The organism is Streptomyces sp. NBC_01428 (assembly GCF_036231965.1).
Classification (GTDB): domain Bacteria; phylum Actinomycetota; class Actinomycetes; order Streptomycetales; family Streptomycetaceae; genus Streptomyces.
Window position 1 is genome coordinate 6,133,988 of record NZ_CP109499.1, and the last position, 25,641, is coordinate 6,159,628.

Genomic DNA, 25,641 nt, shown 5'->3' on the forward strand with positions numbered 1-25,641 from the left:
ACTGTTCTCACTCATGACGGCCCACTTCGGTGACTCGACGCTTATGGGCGCGGTCAGTCTGTCACCCTGTCCGCACCGGCTGAGGTGTATTCGTCCGAACTGCTCAGGGAGCCGCACCGTGGGGGCCATTCCGACGCAACGCGAGTCCATGGCGTGCGCTCCGGGTGCGCCCGCGCACCACCGGGCCGGCCAGGACACCGTGGCCCGCACGACCCTGCCGGGCACTCCGCTCGCCCCCGGAGCCGCCCGCCGCTACCTCCGTGACACGCTCGTGGGCTGGGCCGAACTGGCCCTGCCCGGCGCGGAGATCATCGACGACCGGCTCACCGACGACGCCGCCGTGGTGGTCAGCGAACTCGTCACCAACGCCGTCGTCCACGCGGGCACCGACGTCGAGCTGCTGTGCCGCCTGGAGCACGCCCCCGACGGCCCGCCCGGCCCGCTGGTCGTCGAGGTGACCGATCATCACCCCGCCCGCGCGATACGCGACGACAGTCCCGAACGCCCCTACGGGACACCGGAGTACGGGCGGGGCCTGCGTCTCGTCTCCGCCCTCTCCGAGGCCTGGGGGATCACCTACCGCCCGGGCGTCAAGACGGTCTGGGCGCGCCTGCTGCTCGACGGCGGCGCCGACGCGTTCACGGCGGACGCCCCGTCCTCGGCCGACGTGTTCGCGGTGGACGGGGACGACCTCACGGGGAGAGGCGGCCGGGCGGGCACGGACGGCGCCGCGGGTACCGGCGGGAAGAACGGCGCGCAGGCCGGGCCGGCCGACGGCGCCTCCGGGAGCCGCCGCACGCGTGCCCACCGCCCCGGTGGACAGGGTCCGGCGGGCCCCACCGCGACCGCGTCCGTCTTCGCGGCGCCGGTCCCGGGGCACGGGGCGTCCGTCCCGGGTGGGGACGCCCTCGACCCGTCCGGCTTCCACGCGGTCACCCCGGCCGGCACGGCCCCCGGCGGCCCACGGAACCCCTCCGAGGGGCGGGACTGGCTCGACCGCGGGGCCCTCTCCTTCCTCGCCGAGGCCTCCGACCTGCTGGCCGGGCAGCTCGACGAGGACCTCGTCGCCGCGCTCGCCGGACAGCTCCTCGTCCCGCGGCTCGCCGACTGGTGCGCGGTGTGGCTGGAGGACGAGGCCACCGACCGGGCCGGCGGACTCGGGCTCGCCCTCGGACCCCGGCTGGCCCGGGTCTGGCACGGCAGCGAGAACCTCATCGAGGACCTGCGCGACGCCCTGGAGAAGGACCCGCCGCGGCTGCCCGACGCGGTCCGCTCCCGCGCCGTGCCCGTGCCCTGGCCCGGCGAGGCGCTGGGCCCGCGCGGAGCGAGCGGCGCCGCCCTGGCGTACCGGCTGATCGCGGGCGGCCGTCCGCTCGGCACGCTCGTCATCGGCAGGGCCGGACCCACCGGTTTCGCGGACGAGGTCAGCGGGCTCGTCGAGGACCTGAGCCGCCGGATCGCGCTCGCCATCGGCGCGGCCCGCCAGTACGCGCGCCAGGCCACCATCAGCAGGGTCCTGCAGCGCGGGCTCCTGCCGGGCGCGGTCGCCGAGATCCCCGGCGTGCGCAGCGCCCTCGTCTACGAGCCGCTCGACAAGGGCGGCCCCAGCGGCGACTTCTATGACGTGTTCCCGGCCGGGGACGGCCGCTGGTGCTTCGCCGTCGGCGACGTCCAGGGCAAGGGCCCCGAGGCCGCCGTCGTGATCGGGCTCGCCCGGCCCTGGCTGCGGCTGCTGGCCCGCGAGGGCTACGACGTGGCGGACGTCCTCGACCGCCTCAACCAGCTCCTCCTCGACGACGCGACCGAGGCCGCCGACGCGGCGGCCCGGGCGCTCGTGGCGGCCGGCGGCCCCGGGCTCGGCACCGATCTCGGCCCGCAGACCCGCTTCCTGTCCATGCTCTACGGCGAACTGGTTCCCTTCGAGGGCGGCGTGCGCTGCACCCTCGCCTCGGCCGGACACCCGCTGCCGCTGCTGCTGGCCCCCGACGGCGACGTACGGGAGGTGGCCCGTCCGCAGACCCTGCTCGGCGTCTTCGAGGACCCCGGCTACACCTCCGAGTCCTTCGACCTGCACCCCGGCGACACCCTGCTCTGCGTCACCGACGGCGTGACGGAGCGGCGCGAGGGGACCCGGCAGTTCGACGACGACGACGGGCTCGCGCACGCCCTCACGGGGTGCACCGGCCTGAACGCCGAGCTGGTCGCGGAACGCATCCGCGCACTCGTGCACGAGTTCGGGAGCCGCCCGCCGGAGGACGACATGGCCCTGCTGGTGTTACAGGCCGAGTAGCCCCGGCCCCGCCCCGCCCCGGTCCGGCCCCGGCGACAGGCCGGGCGACGAGGAGCGCGCCCGTTCGTCCACAGGCCGGGACCGTTCACTCCGCCCGTGCTGGACAATGGAACGCATGCCTTCCGCACTCCCCGACGGTGAGCCCGTCCCCGATGACGGGGCGCTGCCCGCGCACGCCCTGGCCGGGGCGGCCGAGCGGCCCCTCGGGTTCTACCTCCACGTCCCCTACTGCGCGACCCGCTGCGGGTACTGCGACTTCAACACCTACACGGCGACCGAGCTGCGGGGCACCGGAGGCGTGCTCGCCTCCCGCGACAACTACGCGGACACCCTGACCGACGAGGTCCGCCTCGCCCGCAAGGTCCTCGGCGACGACCCGCGTCCCGTCCGCACCGTCTTCGTCGGGGGCGGCACGCCCACCCTGCTGGCCGCCGACGACCTCGTCCGGATGCTGGGGGCGATCCGTGACGAGTTCGGTCTCGCGGACGACGCCGAGATCACCACGGAGGCGAACCCGGAGTCGGTCGACCCGGAGTACCTCGCGACGCTCCGCGCCGGCGGCTTCAACCGCGTCTCCTTCGGGATGCAGAGCGCCCGGCAGCACGTGCTGAAGGTGCTGGACCGCACCCACACCCCCGGCCGCCCCGAGGCCTGCGTCGCCGAGGCCCGCGCGGCCGGCTTCGAGCACGTGAACCTCGACCTGATCTACGGCACCCCGGGGGAGTCCGACGACGACTGGCGGGCCTCCCTCGAAGCAGCCCTCGGCGCCGGCCCCGACCACGTCTCGGCCTACGCGCTCATCGTCGAGGAGGGCACCCAGCTCGCCCGCCGCATCCGCCGCGGCGAGGTCCCGATGACCGACGACGACGTCCACGCCGACCGCTACCTCATCGCCGACGAGGTGATGGCCGAAGCGGGCTTCGACTGGTACGAGGTGTCGAACTGGGCCACCACCGAGGCGGCCCGATGTCTGCACAACGAGCTGTACTGGCGCGGCGCGGACTGGTGGGGCGCGGGCCCCGGCGCCCACAGCCACGTCGGCGGCGTCCGCTGGTGGAACGTGAAGCACCCCGGGGCCTACGCGGCGGCGCTGGCCTCCGGCCGGTCCCCGGGCGCCGGGCGCGAACTCCTCTCCGACGAGGACCGCCGCGTCGAGCGCATCCTGCTCGAACTGCGGCTGCGCGAGGGCTGCCCGCTCTCGCTGCTCCGCCCCGACGGCCGCACGGCCTCCCGCCGCGCCCTGTCCGAGGGCCTCCTCGAACCGGGCCCCTACGACGAGGGCCGCGCCGTCCTCACCCTGCGCGGCCGCCTCCTCGCGGACGCGGTCGTCCGGGACCTGGTCGACTGACCGGACGACGACGCAGGAAGCCACCGCGGCCCCGGACACCACCGGACGGGCGGCCGGACGCGACCGTGCCCGGCCGTGGCGCGGTCCGGCCTACTCCGGCGCCGTGACGAAGTCGATCAGTTCCTCGACGCGGCCCAGGAGTTCGGGCTGGAGGTCCTTGTAGGAGTGGACCCGGGACAGGATGTGCTGCCAGGCCGCGCCGGTGTTCTCCGGCCAGCCCAGGGCCCGGCACACGCCCGTCTTCCAGTCCTCGCCGCGCGGCACCCGGGGCCAGCCCGGGATGCCCACGGAGGACGGCTTCACGGCCTCCCAGATGTCGATGTAGGGGTGGCCGAGCACCAGGGCGTGCTCACTCGTCACCGCCGCGGCGATCCGGGACTCCTTCGAGCCGGGCACCAGGTGGTCGACGAGCACGCCGAGCCGGGCGTCCGGGCCCGGCGCGAACTCCTCGACGATCGCGGGAAGGTCGTCGACGCCCTCCAGGTACTCCACGACGACGCCCTCGACGCGCAGGTCGTCGCCCCAGACCCGCTCGACCAGTTCGGCGTCGTGGCGGCCCTCCACGTAGATGCGGCCCGCCCGCGCGACCCGGGCGCGGGCGCCGGGCACCGCCACCGAGCCGGACGCGGTACGGCTGGGACGTACGGGTGCCGCGGACGCCGGGCGGACCAGCGTCACCACCCTGCCCTCCAGCAGGAAGCCGCGCGGCTCCATGGGGAACACCCGGTGCTTGCCGAAGCGGTCCTCCAGGGTCACCGTGCCCGCCTCGCAGCCGATCACCGCGCCGCAGAAACCGGTGCCGGGCTCCTCGACCACCAGACCCGGGTCCGCCGGGACCTCGGGCACGGGCTTGGGCTTCTTCCACGGCGGGGTCAGGTCCGGAGAGTACTGGCGCATTCGCATGACGATAGGAGAAGCACGCCGGGGCTCACCGCGACACGCCGAAACGCGCGGCCAGCTCGTCCCGCTGCGAGCGGACGAACGCGGCGTCCACCAGCGCTCCGTGGCCGGGCACGTACACAGCGTCCCGCCCGCCGAGTGCGAGCAGCCGGTCGAGCGCCGCCGGCCAGCGCGACGGGACCGCGTCGGGGCCCGCCTGCGGCTCGCCGGACTCCTCGACCAGGTCGCCGCAGAACACCACCGAAGGGTCGCCCGGCACCACGGCCACGAGGTCGTGGGCGGTGTGGCCCTCACCGATCCGCACCAGCCGCACCAGGGCGCCCTCGCCGAGTTCCAGGTCCCGGGTGCCCCGGACGCCGTGCGCGGGGCGTACGAGGGCGTCCGCCGCCTCCCGTGCCGCCCCGGGGTCCAGCCCGTTGCGCACCGCGTCCGCCCGCAGCTCCTCACGACCGTGCTCGTACACCCCGGACGAGCCGTCCGCGACGAACACCTCGGCGCCCGCGAACGCCACGGCGCCGAAGACATGGTCGAAATGCGGGTGGGTGAGTGCGAGGTGCGTCACGTGCCGCCCCGGGCCGAGCAGCCGCTCCGCCTCCGCGCGCAGCGCCGCGCCCTCCGCGACACCCGACCCGGCGTCGATCATCAGCGCCGCGTCCCCGCCGACGACGAGCCCGACGGTGCAGTCCCAGCCCGGAAGCCGCCGCCGGCCGATCCGGGGCGTCACCCGTTCCCACCCCAGCTCTTCCCAAGTCAGCCTCATACGGCGACGCTAGCGGTGACCGGGTGTCGCGCACGACATCGCAGGCCCGCCCTTGCCGGGGTCGTGCCTCACCGCCGTACACTGGCCCGGGGAACGCTGGCACTCGGGCGCGTTGAGTGCCAGGCGAAAAGCCACGAAGGCCACGAAGACCACGGAGTCGACTTCTGGAGGTGTGCGCGATGCTCAGTGAACGCAGGCTCGAGGTGCTCCGCGCCATCGTCCAGGACTATGTGGGCACCGAGGAGCCGGTCGGCTCCAAGGCGCTCACCGAGCGTCACCGGCTCGGCGTCTCGCCGGCGACCGTCCGCAACGACATGGCGGTCCTGGAGGACGAGGGCTACATCGCCCAGCCGCACACCAGCGCCGGACGCATCCCCACGGACAAGGGATACCGGCTCTTCGTCGACAAGCTCGCGGGCGTCAAGCCGATGACCGCGCCGGAGCGGCGCGCCATCCAGAACTTCCTGGACGGAGCCGTCGACCTCGACGACGTCGTCGGCCGGACGGTGCGGCTGCTCGCGCAGCTCACCCGGCAGGTCGCCGTCGTGCAGTACCCCTCGCTGACCCGCTCGACCGTGCGGCACGTGGAACTGCTCTCGCTCGCCCCGGCGCGCGTGATGCTCGTGCTGATCACGGACACCGGCCGGGTCGAGCAACGCATGATCAACTGCCCCGTCCCGTTCGGTGAGACTTCTCTCGCCGATCTGCGGGCCCGGCTCAACAGCCGGGTTGCGGGCCGCCCCTTCGCGGACGTCCCGCAGCTCGTGCAGGACCTCCCCGACGCCTTCGAGGCGGAGGACCGGGGTACGGTCTCGACAGTGCTCTCCACCCTGCTGGAGACACTTGTCGAAGAGACCGAGGAGCGGCTGATGATCGGCGGGACCGCCAATCTCACCCGTTTCGGACATGACTTCCCTCTCACCATCCGTCCGGTGCTCGAAGCGCTGGAGGAGCAGGTCGTGCTCCTCAAGTTGCTTGGAGAGGCCGGGGATTCGAGCATGACCGTGCGAATCGGTCATGAGAACGCGTATGAGGGACTCAACTCCACGTCCGTGGTCTCGGTCGGCTACGGTTCGGGCGGCGAGGCAGTAGCCAAACTCGGCGTGGTCGGCCCGACCCGCATGGATTACCCGGGAACGATGGGAGCGGTACGAGCGGTGGCACGGTACGTCGGACAGATCCTGGCGGAGTCGTAAGTGGCCACGGACTACTACGCCGTACTCGGCGTGCGCCGCGACGCGTCCCAGGACGAGATCAAGAAGGCGTTCCGGAGGCTCGCGCGCGAGCTGCACCCGGACGTCAATCCCGATCCGAAGACGCAGGAGCGCTTCAAGGAGATCAACGCCGCCTACGAGGTGTTGTCGGACCCGCAGAAGAAGCAGGTCTACGACCTCGGCGGCGACCCCCTGTCCCAGCAGGGCGGAGGCGCCGGCGGCTTCGGCGCTGGCGGCTTCGGGAACTTCTCGGACATCATGGACGCCTTCTTCGGCACGGCGTCGCAGCGCGGACCGCGCTCGCGCACCCGCCGCGGCCAGGACGCCATGATCCGGCTGGAGATCGAGCTGGACGAGGCGGCCTTCGGCACCACGAAGGACATCCAGGTCGACACGGCCGTCGTCTGCGCGACCTGCAACGGCGAGGGCGCCGCACCCGGGACCTCCGCGCAGACCTGTGACATGTGCCGCGGCCGCGGCGAGGTGTCCCAGGTGACGCGGTCCTTCCTCGGCCAGGTCATGACCTCGCGGCCGTGCCCGCAGTGCCAGGGCTTCGGCACCGTGGTCCCGACCCCGTGCCCCGAGTGCGCGGGCGACGGCCGGGTCCGCTCCCGCCGCACCCTCACGGTCAAGATCCCGGCCGGTGTGGACAACGGCACCCGGATCCAGCTCGCGGGCGAGGGCGAGGTCGGCCCCGGCGGCGGCCCCGCCGGCGACCTGTACGTCGAGATCCACGAGCTGCCGCACTCGACGTTCCAGCGTCGCGGCGACGACCTGCACTGCACGGTCACGATCCCGATGACGGCCGCAGCCCTCGGCACCAAGGTGCCCCTGGAGACCCTCGACGGCATGGAGGAGGTCGACATCCGTCCGGGCACGCAGTCCGGCCAGTCGATCCCGCTGCACGGCCGGGGCGTCACGCACCTGCGCGGCGGCGGCCGGGGCGACCTCATCGTGCACGTCGAGGTCACCACGCCCACCAAGCTCGACCCGGAGCAGGAGCGGGTCATGCGCGAGCTCGCGGCGCTGCGCGGCGAGGAGCGGCCCACCGGCCAGTTCCAGCCCGGGCAGCAGGGGCTCTTCTCCCGGCTGAAGGACGCCTTCAACGGACGCTGACGCGACGGCGGCACGGGGCGGTATTCCCGCCCCGTGACCGCCCGCCGCGCCACCCCGTAACCGAGCGGACGGCCGGATTCGGACTTGTACGGAGGACGTGACAACATGCCGTCATGTCCTCCGCGCTGACCGATCTCTTCCCTCACCCGATCGTGCAGGCCCCCATGGCGGGCGGCGTCTCCGTCCCCCAGCTCGCGGCCGCCGTGTCCGAGGCCGGCGGGCTCGGATGCCTCGCCGCCGGGTACAAGACGGCCGACGGCATGTACCAGGAGATCAAACAGCTGCGCGGGCTGACCGGCCGTCCCTTCGGCGTCAACCTGTTCATGCCGCAGCCGGAGTACGCGGACTCCTCGGCGGTCGAGGTCTACGCCCACCAGCTCGCCGGTGAGGCGGCCTGGTACGAGACCGAACTCGGCGACCCGGACAGCGGCCGTGACGACGGCTACGACGCCAAGCTCGCCGTCCTCCTCGACAACCCGGTGCCGGTGGTCTCCTTCCACTTCGGCATCCCGGCCCAGGACGTGCTGGAGTCACTGAACCGCGCCGGCACCCTCACCCTGGTCACCGCGACCACGGCCGAGGAGGCCCTCGCCGTGCAGCGGGCGGGCGCCGCCGCCGTCATCGCCCAGGGCGTCGAGGCCGGCGGACACCAGGGCACCCACCGCGACAACCCGGAGACCGACCGCGCGGGCATCGGACTGCTCTCGCTGGTCGCCCAGATCCGCGAGACCGTGGACATCCCGGTCGTCGCCGCCGGAGGCATCATGCGCGGCAGCCAGATCGCCGCCGTCCTCGCCGCCGGCGCCGACGCGGCCCAGCTCGGCACCGCCTTCCTCGCCACCCCCGAGTCCGGCGCGAACGCCGTCCACAAGGACGCCCTGACCAACCCGCTCTTCGTACGCACCGAACTGACCCGCGCCTTCTCCGGACGCCCGGCCCGCGGCCTGGTCAACCGGTTCCTGCGCGAGCACGGCCCCTACGCCCCCGCCGCGTACCCGGACGTCCACCACCTCACCTCGCCGCTGCGCAAGGCGGCCGCCAAGGCGGCCGACGCGCAGGGCATGGCGCTGTGGGCGGGCCAGGGCCACCGCATGGCGCGCGACCTGCCCGCCGCACAGCTGGTCGAGGTGCTGGTCGCCGAACTCGCCGCCGCCAGGACAGCGTTGTCGTCGCCCGGCGACACCCCGGACGGGGGCACGGCCCGATGACGGCACCCGTGTTCCTCGTCGACCACTTCGACGCGGGCGGCGGCGGACGCTACGTCCTCGACGGACCCGAGGGACGCCACGCCGTCTCCGTGAAGCGGCTGCGCGCCGGCGAGGACGTCGTCCTCACCGACGGGGCCGGCCGCTGGGCGGACTGCGTCGTCCTCGACACCGAGGACAAGGACCGGCTCGTCGTCCGGATGGACTCGGTGAGCGAGGAGCCGGCCGAGGAACCGCGGATCACCGTCGTCCAGGCGCTGCCCAAGGGCGACCGGGGCGAACTCGCCGTCGAGACCATGACGGAGACCGGCGTCGACGGCATCGTCCCCTGGGCCGCCTCCCGCTGCATCACCCAGTGGAAGGGCGACCGGGGGCTCAAGGCGCTCGCCAAGTGGCGCGCCACCGCACGCGAGTCCGGCAAGCAGTCCCGCCGGGTGCGCTTCCCGGAGGTCGCGGACGCCATGTCGACCCGACAGGTTGCCGCACTTCTCGCCAAAGCCGACCTCGCCGCCGTCCTGCACGAGGACACCGAGCTGGGCACCGAGCCCTTCGCGACCGCGGCACTGCCCGAGTCCGGGGAGATCGTCCTGGTCGTCGGCCCCGAGGGCGGGATCTCCCCCGAGGAGGTCGCGCTCTTCACCGAGGCGGGCGCGAGGACGTTCCACCTCGGGCGTACGGTGCTGCGTACGTCCACGGCCGGGACCGTGGCCGCCGCACTGCTGCTGGCCCGCACCGGCCGCTGGTCCTGACCCCAACCGCCCGCCCAACCACGGGGGATCCGCATGGAACTCGCCCAGGTACGGCTGCTCGTCTCCGACTTCGCCGCCTGCTACCGCTTCTACTCCGAGGTCCTCGGCCTCAAGCCGCAGTCCGGCGCGACCGGGGGACCGTACGAGAAGTTCAGCCCCGTCACCGGTTCCGCCGGCATCGCCCTCCAGGACCGGGCGATGATGGCCGAGGTGCTGGGCGAGATCGGCGAGGACGTCACCGGACACCGTTCGCTGGTCGTGCTGCGGGTGGACGACCTCGACACCTACTGCGAACAGCTCGTCTCGCGCGGCGCGGACGTGCTCCACGGACCCGCCCCCATGACCGACCGGATGCGCGTCGCGCACCTCAGGGACCCCGAGGGCAACCTCGTGGAACTCCAGGAGTGGCTGCTCCTCCTCGGCTGAACCGGCCCCGGACGGTGCCCGGAACTCCTTCGGGTGGTTGTGCCCCTCATGGCCGCATGCGGTCTACCGCACCGCGCCCCGCGGTGGCACGCTGCCGTCCATGGGGGCTTTGAGACGGATCAGGAGCCGGACCGGGCGCAGGCGGGCGCTGATGGCCCTCGGGCTGGGCGCGGCCGGGGTGTTCGGCGCGACCGCGTGCGAACCCGGGGACGGACTGAGCGCCGCCACCGTGGCGTACACCACCGACCAGACGGCGACCAAGCAGCTCGAACGGCAGAACGTGAACGTGCGGTGGCTCACCTGCACCGCCAACTACGGCAACGCCGGCAAGGTCTACACGCCCGGCAGGTCGCCCGCGCCGACCGAGAACACCGTCGCGAGCGTCGACTGCCAGGGCCAGACCGACGACGGACGGGACATCGTCGTCAAGGGCAAGGTCACCCGCGCCGTCGACGGCGCCTGCGTGCGCGGCGACCTGACCGCCACCGTCGGCGGCAAGCAGTGGTTCCACGTGAGCGGCCTCGGCAACTGCGACGCCACCAACAACCCCACCCCACCCGCCACTTACCGTCCTCCGAACGGGCCCGACCCCACCGTCACGGTCACCGTCACGAAGACCATGTGGTGCAAGGGCGACCCCACCTGCTGGCCCGCACAGGGCAAGTGACCTGCCCGGCCGTCCACGGATCAAGTGATCCGAACCCCTGTCGGGCCGCGTCCCGGCTGCATAGGGTGACCGGGTGACAGAGTCCGCAGCCTCCGCGTATCTCCGGTTTCCGCATCTGCACGGCGAGTTGGCCGTCTTCACGGCCGAGGACGACATCTGGGCCGCCCCCCTCGACGGCGGCGGCCGCGCCTGGCGCGTCAGCGCCGACAACGCACCGGTGAACCACCCGCGCATCTCCCCGGACGGCACGACCGTCGCCTGGACGTCCACGCGCGACGGCGCCCCCGAGGTCTACGCCGCCCCGCTGGCCGGCGGACCCACCAGACGCCTGACGTACTGGGGCAGTTCGCGGACCCAGGTCCGCGGCTGGACCCCCGACGGACACGTCCTCGCCCTCAGCACCCAGGGCCAGGCCAGCCTCCGCCGCAGCTGGGCCCGCGCCGTCCCGCTCGACGGCGGCCCCGCCACCCTCCTGCCCTACGGACCCGTCGGCGACGTCGCCCACGGCGAGCCCGGAGTCGTCCTGCTGTCCGCCCCGATGGGCCGCGAGGCTGCCTGGTGGAAGCGCTACCGCGGCGGCACCGCGGGCAAGCTGTGGATCGACCGCGACGGCGACGGCGAGTTCGTCCGCCTGCACGAGGACCTCGACGGGAACATCGAGTACCCCCTCCGGGTCGGCGACCGGATCGCCTTCCTCTCCGACCACGAGGGCGTCGGCGCCCTGTACTCCTCCCTCGCCGACGGCACCGACCTGCGCCGCCACACCCCGCTCGACGCGTTCTACGCCCGGCACGCCGCCACCGACGGCACCCGCGTGGTGTACTCCACCGCCGGTGAACTCCGGCTCCTCGACGACCTCGACGGAGCCGAGCCCCGCCGCCTCGACATCCTCCTCGGCGGGCAGCGCGCCGACCAGCAGCCCCACCCCGTGAACGCCGCCCGCTGGTTCTCCACCGCCGCCCCCGACCACACCGGACGCGGCAGCGCCGTCTCCGTGCGCGGCGCCGTCCACTGGATCACCCACCGCTCGGGACCGGCCCGCGCGCTCGCCGCCGACCCCGGCGTCCGCGCCCGGCTGCCCCGCGCCTTCCGTGCCGAGGGCGAGGAACACGTCGTGTGGGTGACGGACGCCGAGGGCGACGACGCCCTGGAGTTCGCGCCCGCCACCGGCGTCGCCCCCGGAGCCACCCCGCGCCGGCTCGCCGCCGGAGCCCTCGGCCGCGTCCTCGGCCTCGCCGTGGCACCCGACGGCAGCCGCGCCGCCGTCGCCTCCCACGACGGACGCGTCCTGCTCGTCGAGCGCGAGACCGGCGAGGTCCGCGAGGTCGACCGCAGCGAGGACGGCGAGGTCGACGGTCTCGTCTTCTCGCCCGACTCGGCCTGGCTCGCCTGGTCGCACCCCGGCCCGCGCCCGCTGCGCCAGCTCCGCATCGCCAACACCACCGACCTGTCGGTGACCGAGGCGACCCCGCTGCGCTTCCGGGACTACGCGCCGGCGTTCACCCTCGACGGCAAGCACCTCGCCTTCCTGTCGGCCCGCGCCTTCGACCCCGTCTACGACGAGCACGTCTTCGACCTGGCCTTCGTCGGCGGCTCCCGGCCGTATCTGATCACCCTCGCCGCGACCACGCCGTCCCCCTTCGGACCGCAGCGCCACGGACGCCCCTTCGAGGCCCCGGACAAGGACGAGACCCCCGACGGCGAGGGCACCCCCAGCACCCGGATCGACCTCGACGGACTCGCCGACCGCATCGTCCCGTTCCCCGTCGAGGCCGCCCGCTACTCCACCCTGCGCGCCGCCAAGGACGGCCTGCTGTGGCTGCGCCACCCCGTCCGCGGCGTGCTCGGCGCCTCCCGTGCCAACCCGGACGACCCGGACCCGCGGACCGAGCTGGAGCGGTACGACCTCGCCCAGCAGCGCATCGAGCATCTCGCCGCCGACGCCGACCACTTCACCGTCACCGGCGACGGCAAACGGGTCCTGCTGTGGACCGACGGAAAGCTCAAGGTCGTGCCCAGCGACCGGCGCGCGTCGAACGACGACGAGAGCGACACCAACATCACCGTCGACCTCTCGCGGGTGCGCCAGACCGTCGACCCGGCCGCCGAATGGCGCCAGATGTACGACGAGACCGGCCGCCTCATGCGCGACAACTTCTGGCGGCCCGACCTCGGGGGCGTCGACTGGGACGCCGTCCTCGACCGGTACCGGCCCGTCCTCGACCGGGTCGCCACCCACGACGACCTCGTCGATCTGCTCTGGGAGGTCCAGGGCGAACTCGGCACCTCCCACGCGTACGTCACCCCGCGCGGCGGACACCGCGGCGGCGACGGCGCCCAGGGCCTCCTCGGGGCGGACATCTCCCGCCACGAGGACGGCGGTTGGCGCATCGACCGCATCCTTCCCTCGGAGACCTCCGACCCGGACGCACGGGCCCCGCTCGCCGCGCCCGGCGTCGCGGTGCGCGCCGGGGACGCGATCGTCGCGATCGGCGGCCGGCCGGTCGACCCCGTCGCGGGCCCCGGCCCCCTGCTCGTCGGCACGGCGGGCAAACCGGTCGAGCTGACCGTCTCCCCGGCGGGCGGCGGCGACCCGCGGCACGCCGTCGTCGTACCGCTCGCCGACGAGGAACCCCTGCGCTACCACGCCTGGGTCGCCGACCGGCGCGCCTACGTCCACGAGCGGTCCGGCGGACGACTCGGCTACCTGCACGTGCCGGACATGGTCGGCTCCGGGTGGGCGCAGCTCCACCGCGACCTGCGCATCGAGGTGGCCCGCGAGGGCCTGGTGGTGGACGTCCGGGAGAACCGCGGCGGCCACACCTCCCAGCTCGTCGTGGAGAAACTCGCCCGGCGGATCGTCGGCTGGGACCTGCCCCGCGGACTGCGTCCCTACAGCTACCCGGAGGACGCGCCGCGCGGCCCCGTCGTCTCCGTCGCCAACGAGTTCTCCGGCTCCGACGGCGACATCGTCAACGCGGCGATCAAGGCACTCGGCATCGGCCCCGTGGTCGGCACTCGCACCTGGGGCGGCGTCATCGGCATCGACAGCCGCTACCGCCTCGTCGACGGCACCCTCGTCACCCAGCCCAAGTACGCCTTCTGGCTGGAGGGTTACGAGTGGAACGTGGAGAACCACGGCGTCGATCCCGACGTCGAGGTCGTCCAGGCCCCGCAGGACCACGCGGCCGGCCGCGACACCCAGCTCGACGCGGCGATCCGGATCGCGCTCGCCGCACTGGAGGAGAACCCGGCCAAGACGGCCCCCGCACTGCCGCCGCTGTGACCGGCGGGGCGGGGCGGCCGTGAACCGTCCGTCCCGCCGGGGCGACTAGCATGCGCAGGGTAATGACCGGCCGGCGTGAGGAGGCACACGCATGATGGGCGAGCCGCAGGACGACTGCCTGTTCTGCAAGATCGTGGCGGGACAGATCCCGGCGACGCTGGTGCGCGAGACCGACACGACCGTGGCGTTCCGCGACATCAACCCGCAGGCCCCGACCCACGTCCTGGTCATCCCCAAGGTGCACTACCCGGACGCCGCGTCCCTCGCGGCCGCCGAACCCACCGTCGCGGCGGACGTCCTGCGCGACGCCGGCGAGGTCGCGGCCGAGGAGAAGCTGGACAGCTACCGCATCGTGTTCAACACGGGCAGCGGCGCCGGACAGACCGTCTTCCACGCGCACGCCCACCTCCTGGGCGGCCGCGGACTGCAGTGGCCCCCCGGATAACCGGCCTTGTCCGCACGTGAACTGGTCGTCCTCGGGACCGCAAGCCAGGTCCCGACCCGGCACCGCAACCACAACGGCTACCTGCTCCGCTGGGACGGCGAGGGTCTCCTCTTCGATCCCGGCGAGGGCACGCAGCGCCAGATGCTGCGGGCCGGCGTCGCCGCGCACGACCTGAACCGCATCTGCGTCACCCACTTCCACGGCGACCACGCCCTCGGCCTGCCCGGCGTGATCCAGCGCGTCAACCTGGACCGCGTCCCGCACGAGGTGACCGCCCACTACCCGCTCTCCGGACAGCACTTCTTCGAGCGGCTGCGCCACTCCACCGCCTATCGCGAGACCGTCGGGATCACCGAGGCACCGGTCGCGGACGACGGAGTCCTCGCCACGACCCCCGCGTACACGCTGGAGGCCCGCAGGCTCTCGCACCCCGTCGAGTCCTTCGGCTACCGCCTCGTCGAACCGGACGGCCGGCGCATGCTGCCCGAGCGGCTCGCCGAACACGGCATCAAGGGCCCCGACGTCGGGGTGCTGCACCGCGAGGGCACGCTGCGCGGCGTCTCCCTCGACGACGTCAGCGAGGTGCGGCGCGGCCAGCGGTTCGCGTTCGTCATGGACACCCGGCTCTGCGAGGGCGTGGACGCGCTGGCCGAGGACTGCGACCTGCTCGTCATCGAGTCGACGTTCCTCGACGGCGACCACCAGCTCGCCTCGGACCACGGGCACCTGACCGCCGGCCAGGCGGGCCGGGTCGCCAAGCAGGCGGGCGTCCGGCATCTCGTGCTCACCCACTTCAGCCAGCGCTACTCCGACCCCGCCGCCTTCGAGCACGAGGCCCGCGCGGCGGGCTTCGACGGCGAACTGACGGTGGCCCACGACCTCGTGAGGGTCCCGGTCCCGAAACGCCGGTGACACCCGGCGCCGGGAAGGTGCCGGCCGGCCCTTGCGTCGGCCGGACCCGTGCCCGGTGCCGGGAAGGTGCCGGTTTCGGACTGTCCGGGATCCGACCGTACGATGCTTCGATGTCCCTCCCCAAGGCTGAACTGCACCTCCACATCGAAGGCACCCTCGAACCCGAGCTGGCCTTCGCGCTCGCCGCCCGCAACGGCGTGACCCTGCCGTACGCCGACACCGAGGACCTGCGCACGGCGTATCTCTTCGACGACCTCCAGTCGTTCCTGAACCTGTACTACGAGCTCATGGCCGTGCTGCGGACCGAGCAGGACTTCGCCGACCTGGCCGACGCCTATCTCGCCCGGGCCGCCGCGCAGGGCGTGCGGCACGCCGAGATCTTCTTCGACCCGCAGGCGCACATCGCCCGGGGCGTGTCCATGGGGACGGTCGTCGAGGGGCTGTGGCGGGCGCTCGGGCGCAGCGAGGAGACCCACGGCGTCTCCACCCAGCTGATCATGTGCTTCCTGCGCGACGAGTCCGCCGAGTCCGCCATGGACACCCTGGAGGCCGCGAAGCCCCACCTCGACCGGATCGTCGGCATCGGCCTCGACTCCGCCGAGGTCGGCCACCCGCCGGTCAAGTTCCGCGCCGTGTACGAGGCCGCCGCCGCGCTCGGTCTGCGGCGCGTCGCGCACGCGGGCGAGGAGGGCCCGCCCGCCTACATCACCGAGGCCCTGGACGTCCTCGGCGTCGAGCGCATCGACCACGGGCTGCGCTGCATGGAGGACCCCGAGCTGGTCGAACGGCTCGTCCGGGACCGGGTGCCGCTGACGCTGTGCCCGCTGTCGAACGTACGGCTGCGCGCCGTGGACGTGCTGGCCGAGCACCCGCTGCCCGCCATGCTGGACGCCGGCCTGCTCTGCACGGTCAACTCCGACGACCCCGCCTACTTCGGCGGCTACGCCGGTGACACCTTCCGTGCCGTGCGCGAGGCCCTGGGACTCGGCCCCGAGCGGCTGCGGGAACTGGCGCGCAACTCCTTCGAGGCGTCCTTCCTGGAGCACGACGAGGAGCGGCGCGCCCGCTACATCGCCGAGGTGGAGGCGTACGAGTTCTCGTGACGGGGGCGGGAGCCCGGCCGGGCGTTCCCCGGCCGGGCCTCGCGCGCCTTCCGCTCCGGACGCGTCACACGCCTTCCGCCGCGGACGCCGCCGTCGCCGCTCCGGCGTGCCGGGGGCCGGCCGTGCCGTACGCCTCCCGTGGGGCGGGCACGGCGTCCAGCGGGCTCCCGGCGACCGGGATCTCGACGACCGGCAGACGCGCGAACGGGTCCTCGGCGGACGGGCTGTCCGCGAGAAGGTCCGCCAGGCCCGCGACGTCCGCGCCCGTGACCTGCCCGGCCGCGCTCTCCACGGCCGCCGTCTCCGGTACGGGAATGTCGACGACCGGGATCTCGACGACCGGGATCTCGGCGAGCGGGATCTCGGCGAGCGGGATCTCCACGACGGGGATCTCCACGACCTGGCTGCGGCGCGGGCGCCGGGCGACCAGGGTCATCGGGACGGTGACCAGCAGCAGGCCGGCCGCGAGGACCAGGCCCATCGCCGGATAGCCCGCCCGCGCCGACAGCAGGCTGCCGGTGAGCGGCCCGCACGCCGTACCGAGCGAGGACGCGGAGCCGACGAGGACCGCCCACCGGCCGCGCCGGTCCATCGACGCGGCGAGCCCGATCACGTACGACAGGACCACCGGGTACAGCGTGTTCCAGGCGATCTCACCCGTCGCGAACGACGTCAGGTCGGACGCCGCCGCGCTCAGCGCGATGCAGCCGGCGATCAGCACCGTGCCCAGGCCGATCGGCAGTGCCCCGCCGAGCCGCGGTCCGAGGACCCCCGCGCACACGACGCCGAGGAGTCCCGCCCCCAGTGCCACCGCGAACACCGCGCCGACGGTCACCTCGCCGAGCCCCGCCTGCGTGAGCCCGATCCGGCCGCTCACCCCCCACAGGGAGTTCTGCGCGAGCGACCAGAAGAGCATCGCCGCCGCGAGCAGCAGGCCGGAGCGGCGGTACGGCAGCGGGCCGGCCGGGCGCACGGTCCGCGTCGCCGCGGAGCGGGCCGGCAGACGGCCCGTCAGCGGCAGGACGAGCAGCGCCGTGACGGCGATCGCGGCCAGGGGGACGCCGTGCGCCGGGCCCAGGTGCGGGATCGTCAGATACAGCGCGCCCGCGAGGGCGGAGACGCCGAGCAGACCCGTGGTGGTGACGCGGTGCGGGTCGCGGCGGCCGGCGATCCCGGTCGCGGCGACCGTGGTGGCCGTACCGGAGCCGAATCCGCCGACGACCGCGCCGGCCACGACGAGGGGGAGCGCGGTCGACAGCGCGGCGGTGCCGTAGCCGGCGACCGCGAGGAGCAGCCCGGCGCGGGCGAGCCGGCGGGGGCCGAAACGGTCGACGCGGGAAGCGAGCAGGAAGCCGGCCGAGGCCGAACTCAGCAGCAGGACACTGCCGATGGCTCCGGCCTGGGTCGCCGACAGCGGGAGTCCCGCGTCGAGGCGGCCGACGGTGGTGGGGAGGAGATACGCGGCGAGGTACCCGGCCGTGAAAAGGGCGACGAGTGGCCAGGGCGTGGTGGTGCGGGCGGACACGGGCGTTCCCAGGGCATGCGAAAGGAGCGGCTCAAGAAGGGGGATGGGGCGGCTGTCGACGGACAGGAACGCGCGGGGCAATTTGTATCAAGGCGATGGCACCTCGAAAAAGGCGGGAGGGTGTGATCTGGAGCACCTTCTGTTTGGGGAGGGGAGCCGGGGGTAGATGGCCCGCCATTTCCCGGGGCCGTCGAGGACGTGGAGGCCCTCCCCGCGCACGGGGAGACGGTGTTCCCGCAGGTGGGGGAGCAAGCCCCACGGCATGGCCGGACGCCGTCACCGGACCCGTGGAGGCCGGCCGCCCACACCGGGAGGGCCCGCCGGACTGCCCCGCCGCCGCACGGGCAGGAGCCCACGAGGGCTCCGCGCCGAAGACGGTCCCGCGCCGGACGGCCCTCACGTGCGACACCCGCCGGACCCGCGGCACCGACGCCGGCCACCAGGACGGCGGCCCGCACCGACCACGGCGACGCCCCGGCGTGACCCACGGCCCGGACGGCGGGTGTGGTGCACACTGGCCAGATCCGTACCACCCCAGGGAGCACACCGTGATCGCGTCCAACGGCGAAGGACCGTTCGTCCAGGCACATGTGGACCCGCTCGCCGGGCTGCGCACGCCGCAGGACCCGCCCTGGGACGTCTACCTCACCGGCACCGTCTTCCTGGACATCATCTTCACCGGCCTCGACTCCGCCCCCGTGCGCGGCACCGAGTCCTGGGCGCGCGGCATGGGTTCGAGCCCCGGCGGGGTCGCGAACATGGCCACCGCCCTCGCCCGCCTCGGCCTGCGCACCTCCCTGGCCGCGGCCTTCGGGGACGACCACTACGGCGAGTACTGCTGGGACGCCCTGGAACAGGGCGAGGGCATCGACCTGTCCGCCTCCCGGACCGTGCCCGACTGGCACTCCCCGGTCACCGTGTCCATGGCCTACGAGGGCGAACGGACCATGGTCAGCCACGGCCACGAGCCGCCACCCGTGGAAGCGGCAGCCGCCCCCGACCGCCCGCCCCGCGCACGGGCCGCCGTCGCCTCCCTCACCCCCGGCGTCCGCGACCCCTGGATCGCCCAGGCCGCGAGCCGCGGCACCCGGATCTTCGCCGACGTCGGCTGGGACGACACCGGCCGCTGGGACCTCGCCGGCCTCGCCGACCTCGCCCACTGCGAGGCGTTCCTGCCCAACGCCGAGGAGGCCATGCGCTACACCGGCGCCGACTGCCCCCGCGCCGCGGCCCACGCGCTCGCCGAACACGTACCGCTCGCGGTCGTCACCCTCGGCTCCGAGGGCGCCTACGCCGTCGACGGCCGCACCGGCGACAGCGCGGCCGTCCCCGCCATCGCCGTCGAGGCACTCGACCCCACCGGCGCCGGAGACGTCTTCGTCGCCGGATTCGTCATGGGCACCCTCGCCGACTGGCCCCTCGCCGACCGCCTCGCCTTCGCCGGCCTCACCGCCGCGCTCTCCGTCCAGGACTTCGGCGGCTCCCTCTCCGCGCCCGGCTGGTCGGAGATCGCCGCCTGGTGGCGCCGCGTCCAGTCCGTCGACGACCAGGATCCGACGGCGCTGCGCCGGTACGCCTTCCTGGAAGGACTGCTGCCCGCGGTCACCCGCCCCTGGCCGCTGCGCCGCGCGGTGCCGACGATCGGCTTCGGCCGCTCGGTGTGAGGTCACGACCGCGTGACGTGAGGAAAAGCCCTACGGCTCTGTCAGCGCCGCGACGTACGCTGGGAGACGCAACGCTGCCCGTGTGGCAAGCGTGCCGACCGAGGAGGATACGCAGGCCTACAGAGCCGGCCCATGACTCAGACACCCACAGCTCACGGCCCCGCCCAGGGGCAGGCGCGCGCGCACTTCACCGTCCCGGCCAAGCACCCCATGGTGACCGTTCTGGGGTCCGGAGACTCGCTGCTGCGCGTGATCGAGACGGCCTTCCCGGCGGCCGACATCCATGTCCGGGGCAACGAGATCAGTGCGGTCGGCGACGCCGGTGAAGTCGCTCTCGTCCAGCGCCTGTTCGACGAGATGATGCTGGTGCTCCGCACCGGGCAGCCCATGACGGAGGACGCAGTGGAACGCTCGATCGCCATGCTGAGGGCGAGCGAGAACGGGGAGGGCGACGGCCAGGAGACACCGGCCGAAGTGCTCACGCAGAACATCCTGTCCTCGCGAGGCCGCACCATCCGCCCCAAGACGCTCAACCAGAAGCGCTACGTCGACGCCATCGACAAGCACACCATCGTGTTCGGCATCGGCCCCGCCGGCACGGGCAAGACCTACCTCGCCATGGCCAAGGCCGTCCAGGCCCTGCAGTCCAAGCAGGTCAACCGCATCATCCTGACCCGCCCCGCGGTCGAGGCCGGCGAGCGCCTCGGCTTCCTCCCGGGCACGCTCTACGAGAAGATCGACCCCTACCTGCGCCCGCTGTACGACGCGCTGCACGACATGCTCGACCCCGACTCCATCCCGAAACTGATGGCCTCGGGCACGATCGAGGTGGCACCGCTGGCATACATGCGCGGCCGGGCCCAGCCGCTCTTCACGAACGTACTGACACCGGAAGGCTGGCGCCCCATCGGCGACCTTCAGGTGGGCGACCTGGTCATCGGATCGAACGGAGAACCCACCCCGGTTCTCGGCGTCTATCCGCAGGGCGAGAAGGACGTCTACCGGGTCGCCGCCCAGGACGGCTCCTGGACGCTGGCCTGCGGCGAGCATCTGTGGACAGTACGGACGCGCGACGACAGGCGTCGTGACAAGCCGTGGCGCGTCCTGGAGACACAGGAGATGATCGGCAACCTGCGGGCGGCACACGCTCGCCGGTACGAGCTGCCGATGCTCACGGCCGCGGTCAGCATGCCCGAGCGTGAGGTTCCCATGGACCCCTACGCGCTGGGCCTTCTTCTCGGAGACGGCTGCCTCACCGGCTCGACCACGCCTTCGTTCGCTTCGGAGGACCGAGAGCTGGTGGAGGCGCTGGACGCAGCACTTCCCGGGGTCACCCTCCGGCACCGGGGCGGCCCGGACTACACGCTCAACCGGATCAAGAGCCCGGGCGACGTGGTCACCCTGGAGAACCCGGTCACGCGGATCCTGCGTGAGCTGGACCTGCTCCGGACGCGCTCGCACTCCAAATTCGTGCCCGACGACTACCTGCACAACTCGGCCGAGGTGCGTCTGGGGGTCCTCCAAGGGCTCCTGGACTCGGACGGTGGTCCGGTCACGCAGGAGGACCGCACGTGCCGGATCCAGTACACGACGACCTCGATCCTGCTCCGCGACGACGTGATCTCCCTCGTGCGGTCGCTGGGCGGCGTCGCGTACACCCGTCGACGGGCGGCAGAAGGCCGCAAGCCCGGAAGGGCCCATGGCCGTGACGTGCGTTTCAATCACGACGCGCACATCGTCGACATCCGCCTCCCCGAAGGCATCGAGCCCTTCCGCCTCGCCCGCAAGCGCGACAAGTACCAGGAGGCCGGCGGCGGCGGACGCCCGATGCGGTTCATCGACAGCATCGAGCCCGCGGGCAGGGAGGAGACGGTCTGTATCCAGGTAGCAGCCGAGGACTCGCTGTACGTCACGCAGGACTACCTGCTGACGCACAACACCCTCAACGACGCCTTCATCATCCTGGACGAGGCCCAGAACACGAGCCCCGAGCAGATGAAGATGTTCCTCACCCGGCTCGGCTTCGAGTCGAAGATCGTGATCACCGGTGACGTGACGCAGGTCGACCTGCCGAGCGGCACCAAGTCGGGTCTGCGGCAGGTCCAGGACATCCTGGAAGGCCTCGACGACGTGCACTTCTCACGGCTCACGTCCCAGGATGTCGTCCGGCACAAGCTGGTCGGCCGTATCGTCGACGCGTACGAGAAGTACGACAGCGAGAACGGCACCGAGAACGGCACGCACAAGGGCCGCGGCAACGCCGGACACAAGGGGAAGTAGACCAGCACGACCATGTCGATCGACGTCAACAACGAATCCGGAACCGAGGTCGACGAGCAGGCGATCCTCGACATCGCCCGCTACGCGCTCGCGCGGATGCGCATCCACCCGCTCTCCGAGCTCTCGGTGATCGTCGTGGACACCGACGCCATGGAGCAGCTCCACATCCAGTGGATGGACCTGCCCGGCCCGACGGACGTCATGTCCTTCCCGATGGACGAGCTGCGTCCGCCGTCGAAGGACGACGACGAGCCGCCGCAGGGCCTGCTCGGCGACATCGTGCTCTGCCCCGAGGTCGCCGAGCAGCAGGGCAAGGACGCCGAGACGCAGCACTCCATGGACGAGGAGCTCCAACTCCTCACCGTCCACGGAGTGCTGCACCTCCTCGGCTACGACCACGAGGAGCCCGACGAGAAGGCCGAGATGTTCGGCCTCCAGGCCGCCATCGTGGACGGCTGGCGCGCGGAGAAGGGCATGACGGGTCCCTCACCGGCCCCGACCGTGTCATGAGCCCACAGCTTGTCATCGGTGCCATCGCCCTCGTCGTCGTCGCCTGGCTCGCCGCCTGCGCGGAGGCAGGGCTCGCCCGCGTCTCCAGCTTCCGCGCCGAGGAGGCCGTCCGCAGCGGCCGGCGCGGCAGCGCGAAACTCGCCCAGATCGCCGCGGACCCGACGCGCTACCTGAACGTCGCGCTCCTCGTCCGTGTCGCCTGCGAGATGGCGGCCGCCGCGCTCGTCGTCTACGCCTGCCTCCAGGAGTTCGACAGGACCTGGCAGGCCCTCTCCGTCGCGATCGCCGTCATGGTCCTCGTGTCGTACGTCGCGGTCGGCGTCTCGCCGCGCACCATCGGCCGTCAGCACCCGCTGAACACCGCGACGGCCGCCGCGTACGTCCTGCTGCCGCTGGCCCGCGTCATGGGCCCGATCCCCCCGCTGCTCATCCTCATCGGCAACGCGCTCACCCCCGGCAAGGGCTTCCGGCGCGGCCCGTTCGCCTCCGAGGCGGAACTGCGGGCACTCGTCGACCTCGCCGAGAAGGAGTCCCTCATCGAGGACGAGGAGCGCCGCATGGTGCACTCCGTCTTCGAACTGGGCGACACCCTCGTGCGCGAGGTCATGGTGCCGCGCACCGACCTCGTCGTCATCGAGCGCTACAAGACGATCCGGCAGGCCCTCACCCTGGCCCTGCGCTCCGGCTTCTCGCGCATCCCGGTCACCGGGGAGAGCGAGGACGACATCGTCGGGATCGTCTACCTGAAGGACCTCGCCCGCAAGACGCACATCAGCCGGGACGCCGAGTCCGAGCTGGTGGCCACCGCCATGCGCCCCGCCACCTTCGTGCCCGACACGAAGAACGCGGGCGACCTGCTGCGCGAGATGCAGCAGGAACGCAACCACGTCGCCGTCGTCATCGACGAGTACGGCGGCACCGCCGGCATCGTCACCATCGAGGACATCCTCGAGGAGATCGTCGGCGAGATCACCGACGAGTACGACCGCGAACTGCCCCCCGTCCAGGACCTCGGCGACGACCGCTACCGCGTCACCGCCCGCCTCGACATCGGCGACCTCGGCGAGCTGTACGGCTTCGAGGCGTACGACGACGAGGACGTGGAGACCGTCGGCGGTCTCCTGGCCAAGGCCCTCGGCCGGGTGCCCATCGCCGGCGCCTCCTCGGTCGTCGCCCTCCCCGACGGACGCGAACTGCGGCTCACCGCGGAGGCCTCGGCCGGCCGCCGGAACAAGATCGTCACGGTGCTCGTCGAGCCCGTCGGCCCGGACGGTCCCGCACCGGAGGAGAAACCGGAGTGACCCCGCGGCAACTGCGCGCGTTCTGCCTGTCCTTCAACGCCTCGGTCGAGGACTTCCCCTTCACCCCGGAGACCTCCGTCTTCAAGGTGCTCGGCAAGCTCTTCGCCCTGACGAACCTGGACGCGCGCCCGCTCACGGTCAACCTCAAGTGCGACCCGCAGGACGCCCTGCGCCTGCGCGAGCAGCACCCCGGACTGATCATCCCGGGCTACCACATGAACAAGCGGCACTGGAACACGGTGACGGTCGACGGCGAACTCCCGGACCGCCTGGTCCGGGAGCTCGTCGAGGATTCGTACGACCTCGTCGTCGCCGGCCTGCCCCGTGCCGAGCGGCTCCGGCTCGACCGGCCCTGACGACCGCCCGCCCGGGGCCGCGCCCCGCGCGAGGTCAGCCGGCCCGGCCCGCGCCGCGCCGCCCGAGGCCCACCGCGACCAGCACCGCCGCCGCGAGGACGATCGCCGCGTCCAGCAGGAGAACCGTGTGGACACCGGTCAGCAGGTCGTCGGACGTCGTCGCGAGGACACCGAGCAGCGGGATGCCGATCGTGATGCCCACCTGCTGGGTGGACGTCACCAGGCCGGTCGCCAGCCCCTGCTCCTCGTCGGGAACCCCCGAGGTGACGGTCAGCCCGTACGAGATGATCGCGCCCAGGTGGCACATGCTCGCCAGCGACACCGCGGCCGTGGCGATCCACACGGACCAGCCGTGCGTGCCGAGCAGCAGCAGCGCCGCCACGAACAGGCCCTGCCCGGCCAGCGATCCGACCAGCGTGCGGCGGGCGCCGACCCGGCCGATGACCTTCGGCGCGTACATCCCGGCGACGGCCGACAGCACACCCTGCGCGCCGAACACCAGGCCCGTCTCGAACGCCGACAGACCGAGCGTCTCCTGGAGGTACAGGGTCAGCACGAACACGACCGTCGACATCATCGAGAAGGTCACCAGACCGCCCAGGTTGCCCCACGCCACCGTGCGGCGGCGCAGCATCGGCAGGCTGACCAGCGGGTCGGCGGCACGGGACTCGATCCGGACGAAGGCGCCCAGCAGCAGCACACCGGCGACGAGCGAGACGATCACGTCGGCGCCGCCGAAGCCGTTCTCCGCGGCCGTGGACAGGGCGTAGATCAGGGCCAGCAGTCCGCCCGTGACGGCGACCGCGCCCGGCACGTCCAGGCGGGGACGCTCAGGGGTCCGGGACTCGGGCAGCAGACCCGGCGCCAGCGGCAGCACGACCAGCGCGAACAGCGACAGCAGCCCCATCGTCGAACGCCAGCCGAGGACGTCGGTCAGGACCCCGCCCGCCACCATCCCCACGGTGAAGCCGAGCGACAGCACCGTGCCCGAGACACCGAGCGCCCGGTCACGCGCCGGACCCTCCGGGAACGTCGTGGTCAGCAGCGACATGCCGGTCGGCACGATCGCCGCGGCGCCGAGCCCCTGGAGGGCCCGCCCGGCCAGGAACGACGCCGGGTCCCAGGCGAAGGTCGCGAGCAGCGAGGCCGCCCCGAACAGGGCGAGACCCGCGAGGAAGAGCCGGCGGCGTCCGAACAGGTCGCCCATGCGGCCGAAGAGGAGCAGGAAGCCGCCGGACGGCAGGGCGAACGCGGTGACCGCCCACTGCAGCGCGGCCCGGCTCATGCCGAGGTCGCCGCCGAGCACGGGCAGCGCCACGTTCAGGACGGAGAAGTCCAGCGCGACCATGAACTGCGCGGCGCACAGCACGAACAGGACGAGCCGGTCGCGCCGTGACAGCCGCTCCGCCCGGGGTGGCCGGTGCACCCGGTCCGGGTGCGCCGGGGTGCCGCGGCCGGCCGGGAGGGAGTCGGTGGTGGTGTCGCCGGTGGTCTGTGTCGTCGTCTCGATGGGCATGGCAAGAGCATCCGGCGGCCGGAACACCCGTGGGGAGCCGCAACTTATGCTGGTGGTCGCACCACCAG

At 73.1% G+C, this 25,641-nt stretch carries 21 protein-coding genes; 17 read left to right on the top strand and 4 right to left on the bottom strand.

Annotated features, from left to right (window positions below):
* The first annotated feature begins 118 nt into the window (after nt 1–118).
* Entirely contained in the window at nt 119–2,290 is a 2,172-nt protein-coding gene (locus tag OG406_RS26535) for a SpoIIE family protein phosphatase (RefSeq protein WP_329188132.1), read from the top strand.
* A 115-nt stretch (nt 2,291–2,405) separates the two neighbouring features.
* The gene (gene hemW / locus OG406_RS26540) at nt 2,406–3,638 is read left to right on the top strand and encodes a radical SAM family heme chaperone HemW (RefSeq protein WP_164370780.1); all 1,233 of its coding nucleotides are present in this window, start codon (nt 2,406–2,408) and stop codon (nt 3,636–3,638) included.
* Between the two features lie 90 nt (nt 3,639–3,728).
* On the opposite strand, the gene OG406_RS26545 is transcribed toward hemW, so the two are convergent.
* Both OG406_RS26545 and OG406_RS26550 read right to left on the bottom strand, forming a co-directional pair.
* On the bottom strand, nt 3,729–4,535 hold the full coding sequence (locus OG406_RS26545) for a DUF3097 domain-containing protein (RefSeq protein ID WP_081217220.1): 807 nt from the start codon (nt 4,533–4,535) through the stop codon (nt 3,729–3,731).
* 31 nt (nt 4,536–4,566) lie between these two features.
* Nucleotides 4,567–5,298: an MBL fold metallo-hydrolase gene (locus OG406_RS26550; protein WP_266613622.1), complete on the bottom strand. Its 732-nt coding sequence runs from the start codon at nt 5,296–5,298 to the stop codon at nt 4,567–4,569.
* Nucleotides 5,299–5,477: 179 nt separating this feature from the next.
* Between OG406_RS26550 and hrcA the strand changes: the two genes are divergently transcribed.
* From hrcA to OG406_RS26600, 10 genes are all read left to right on the top strand, one after another.
* Nucleotides 5,478–6,494, top strand: coding sequence for a heat-inducible transcriptional repressor HrcA (gene hrcA, locus OG406_RS26555; RefSeq protein WP_081217218.1), 1,017 nt, complete (start codon nt 5,478–5,480; stop codon nt 6,492–6,494).
* Nucleotides 6,495–7,628 (top strand): molecular chaperone DnaJ, encoded by a 1,134-nt coding sequence (dnaJ, locus tag OG406_RS26560; protein WP_081217217.1) that lies wholly within the window; start codon nt 6,495–6,497, stop codon nt 7,626–7,628.
* 113 nt (nt 7,629–7,741) lie between these two features.
* Nucleotides 7,742–8,836 (top strand): nitronate monooxygenase, encoded by a 1,095-nt coding sequence (locus tag OG406_RS26565; protein WP_081217216.1) that lies wholly within the window; start codon nt 7,742–7,744, stop codon nt 8,834–8,836.
* Nucleotides 8,833–9,582 carry a 16S rRNA (uracil(1498)-N(3))-methyltransferase gene (locus tag OG406_RS26570; RefSeq protein ID WP_329188138.1) on the top strand — a complete coding sequence of 250 codons (750 nt, stop codon included), beginning with the start codon at nt 8,833–8,835 and terminating at the stop codon, nt 9,580–9,582. The genes OG406_RS26565 and OG406_RS26570 overlap by 4 nt, the downstream gene beginning before the upstream one ends.
* 33 nt (nt 9,583–9,615) lie before the next feature.
* The gene (locus tag OG406_RS26575) at nt 9,616–10,008 is read left to right on the top strand and encodes a VOC family protein (protein WP_081217214.1); all 393 of its coding nucleotides are present in this window, start codon (nt 9,616–9,618) and stop codon (nt 10,006–10,008) included.
* A gap of 100 nt (nt 10,009–10,108) precedes the next feature.
* Nucleotides 10,109–10,675: a hypothetical protein gene (locus OG406_RS26580; RefSeq protein ID WP_385390773.1), complete on the top strand. Its 567-nt coding sequence runs from the start codon at nt 10,109–10,111 to the stop codon at nt 10,673–10,675.
* A 73-nt stretch (nt 10,676–10,748) separates the two neighbouring features.
* Nucleotides 10,749–13,961 carry a S41 family peptidase gene (locus OG406_RS26585; protein ID WP_329188139.1) on the top strand — a complete coding sequence of 1,071 codons (3,213 nt, stop codon included), beginning with the start codon at nt 10,749–10,751 and terminating at the stop codon, nt 13,959–13,961.
* Nucleotides 13,962–14,052: 91 nt separating this feature from the next.
* Entirely contained in the window at nt 14,053–14,406 is a 354-nt protein-coding gene (locus OG406_RS26590; protein WP_164370786.1) for a histidine triad nucleotide-binding protein, read from the top strand.
* Between the two features lie 6 nt (nt 14,407–14,412).
* Nucleotides 14,413–15,318 (top strand): ribonuclease Z, encoded by a 906-nt coding sequence (locus OG406_RS26595; protein ID WP_164370787.1) that lies wholly within the window; start codon nt 14,413–14,415, stop codon nt 15,316–15,318.
* Nucleotides 15,319–15,428: 110 nt separating this feature from the next.
* A complete protein-coding gene (locus OG406_RS26600) occupies nt 15,429–16,421 on the top strand; it encodes an adenosine deaminase (RefSeq protein ID WP_164370788.1) in 993 nt (330 codons plus the stop codon).
* Between the two features lie 64 nt (nt 16,422–16,485).
* Here the strand turns inward: OG406_RS26600 and OG406_RS26605 are convergent, their stop codons facing one another.
* On the bottom strand, nt 16,486–17,946 hold the full coding sequence (locus OG406_RS26605) for an MFS transporter (protein WP_329188143.1): 1,461 nt from the start codon (nt 17,944–17,946) through the stop codon (nt 16,486–16,488).
* Nucleotides 17,947–18,494: 548 nt separating this feature from the next.
* Between OG406_RS26605 and OG406_RS26610 the strand changes: the two genes are divergently transcribed.
* The 5 genes from OG406_RS26610 (at nt 18,495) to OG406_RS26630 (ending at nt 24,057) form a co-directional block, all read left to right on the top strand.
* A complete protein-coding gene (locus tag OG406_RS26610) occupies nt 18,495–19,610 on the top strand; it encodes a carbohydrate kinase family protein (RefSeq protein WP_164370790.1) in 1,116 nt (371 codons plus the stop codon).
* A gap of 132 nt (nt 19,611–19,742) precedes the next feature.
* Entirely contained in the window at nt 19,743–21,890 is a 2,148-nt protein-coding gene (locus OG406_RS26615; RefSeq protein ID WP_267050764.1) for a PhoH family protein, read from the top strand.
* Nucleotides 21,891–21,902: 12 nt separating this feature from the next.
* On the top strand, nt 21,903–22,400 hold the full coding sequence (gene ybeY, locus OG406_RS26620) for an rRNA maturation RNase YbeY (protein ID WP_164370792.1): 498 nt from the start codon (nt 21,903–21,905) through the stop codon (nt 22,398–22,400).
* The gene (locus OG406_RS26625) at nt 22,397–23,701 is read left to right on the top strand and encodes a hemolysin family protein (RefSeq protein ID WP_164370793.1); all 1,305 of its coding nucleotides are present in this window, start codon (nt 22,397–22,399) and stop codon (nt 23,699–23,701) included. Before ybeY ends, OG406_RS26625 begins: the two co-directional genes overlap by 4 nt.
* A complete protein-coding gene (locus OG406_RS26630) occupies nt 23,698–24,057 on the top strand; it encodes an MmcQ/YjbR family DNA-binding protein (RefSeq protein WP_164370794.1) in 360 nt (119 codons plus the stop codon). The genes OG406_RS26625 and OG406_RS26630 overlap by 4 nt, the downstream gene beginning before the upstream one ends.
* Before the next feature lie 34 nt (nt 24,058–24,091).
* On the opposite strand, the gene OG406_RS26635 is transcribed toward OG406_RS26630, so the two are convergent.
* Nucleotides 24,092–25,573: an MFS transporter gene (locus tag OG406_RS26635; RefSeq protein ID WP_329188148.1), complete on the bottom strand. Its 1,482-nt coding sequence runs from the start codon at nt 25,571–25,573 to the stop codon at nt 24,092–24,094.
* Nucleotides 25,574–25,641 lie beyond the last annotated feature (68 nt).

Coding starts and splice junctions, on each gene's coding strand:
- hemW (WP_164370780.1), top strand. CDS start 2,406: ATGCCTTCCGCACTCCCCGACGGTGAGCCCGTCCCCGATGACGGGGCG.
- OG406_RS26545 (WP_081217220.1), bottom strand. CDS start 4,535: ATGCGCCAGTACTCTCCGGACCTGACCCCGCCGTGGAAGAAGCCCAAG.
- OG406_RS26550 (WP_266613622.1), bottom strand. CDS start 5,298: ATGAGGCTGACTTGGGAAGAGCTGGGGTGGGAACGGGTGACGCCCCGG.
- hrcA (WP_081217218.1), top strand. CDS start 5,478: ATGCTCAGTGAACGCAGGCTCGAGGTGCTCCGCGCCATCGTCCAGGAC.
- OG406_RS26565 (WP_081217216.1), top strand. CDS start 7,742: ATGTCCTCCGCGCTGACCGATCTCTTCCCTCACCCGATCGTGCAGGCC.
- OG406_RS26570 (WP_329188138.1), top strand. CDS start 8,833: ATGACGGCACCCGTGTTCCTCGTCGACCACTTCGACGCGGGCGGCGGC.
- OG406_RS26575 (WP_081217214.1), top strand. CDS start 9,616: ATGGAACTCGCCCAGGTACGGCTGCTCGTCTCCGACTTCGCCGCCTGC.
- OG406_RS26580 (WP_385390773.1), top strand. CDS start 10,109: ATGGGGGCTTTGAGACGGATCAGGAGCCGGACCGGGCGCAGGCGGGCG.
- OG406_RS26590 (WP_164370786.1), top strand. CDS start 14,053: ATGATGGGCGAGCCGCAGGACGACTGCCTGTTCTGCAAGATCGTGGCG.
- OG406_RS26600 (WP_164370788.1), top strand. CDS start 15,429: ATGTCCCTCCCCAAGGCTGAACTGCACCTCCACATCGAAGGCACCCTC.
- OG406_RS26615 (WP_267050764.1), top strand. CDS start 19,743: ATGACTCAGACACCCACAGCTCACGGCCCCGCCCAGGGGCAGGCGCGC.
- ybeY (WP_164370792.1), top strand. CDS start 21,903: ATGTCGATCGACGTCAACAACGAATCCGGAACCGAGGTCGACGAGCAG.
- OG406_RS26625 (WP_164370793.1), top strand. CDS start 22,397: ATGAGCCCACAGCTTGTCATCGGTGCCATCGCCCTCGTCGTCGTCGCC.
- OG406_RS26635 (WP_329188148.1), bottom strand. CDS start 25,573: ATGCCCATCGAGACGACGACACAGACCACCGGCGACACCACCACCGAC.